1 protein-coding gene is annotated in these 883 nt (G+C 39.6%); it reads right to left on the bottom strand.

Going from position 1 to position 883, the window contains the following annotated elements; translation table 11 throughout:
* Positions 1–191 precede the first annotated feature (191 nt).
* The gene (locus VF724_RS21290) at positions 192–731 is read right to left on the bottom strand and encodes a hypothetical protein (protein ID WP_371756237.1); all 540 of its coding nucleotides are present in this window, start codon (positions 729–731) and stop codon (positions 192–194) included.
* Positions 732–883 lie beyond the last annotated feature (152 nt).

Below are 883 nucleotides of genomic sequence, written 5' to 3'. Positions count from 1 at the left end.
GCCGGAGTTGCCTCCGGAGCTTCCTCCGGATTTTCCGCCTCCGCCGCCTTTGGCCAGGATTTGTACCGGCTTGGACTTCTCGGGGGCAGCCACGGCCACGCTGTGTGCCCAGATATCCATGTTGAGCATTTTTGTTGTTGGCGATATCGCGGCAGATAAAAAGAATTTTTGGCTCGCCTTGGGGGAAAAGCTTACTGAAGCTGATCTAATAGTATATTTAATCTTCCTACGATTTTACTACACAAAAATTTGGGATTAATACTCTCAAGAGAATGAATAAAATTCTTAGTCTGTTTTAGTAACTCCATCTTAAATTCTCTTTGGGTTACAATCTGATTTTTAAATTCTCCATAATTAATATTTTCAAAATGGATAGTGGTAACTGGCTCAAAAGTTTTATTCGTGTCAGTTTTAACAATACTAAGGGATAGCAATTCTTGTGGGAGTAATTTTAATTCAAGCCAAGTTCCTTTTGTTTCAATGTCTCGTACAAGAACATACGCTTCATTCTTTAATATTGCCATTGACCGAAGCAAGTTTTCAAACCAAGTTGAAACTAAATCTAGCCCTTCCTCGTTAGGCATTAGTTCACGGTCATGGTAATATCCGTATTTAAAGCCATTGACCTCAACTGAAAAAAAACCCTCTATCCCTCCCTCCGAATCAATCTGATTAATATCCATTTCTCCCCAATTAGATGTGTCGGTTATTCTGTATTTAATACTCAGCATTGTGACACTCCCTTATTTACCGAAATAACTTGAATTAAGTACGTGGGAACCAAAGTAAGCGTCAAACCAAACCCACCTGTGAAGCTGGTTTGGCTCATGAGATAATCTTCCTCAGAATAGATGTGAGGAGGATTTTTTTATGACGCAAGAGG

This window comes from Ferviditalea candida (assembly GCF_035282765.1).
In the GTDB taxonomy this organism is placed as follows: Bacteria; Bacillota; Bacilli; order Paenibacillales; family KCTC-25726; genus Ferviditalea; species Ferviditalea candida.
Note: the sequence above shows the minus strand (reverse complement) of the source record. Positions and strands in the feature narration are given on the sequence as shown.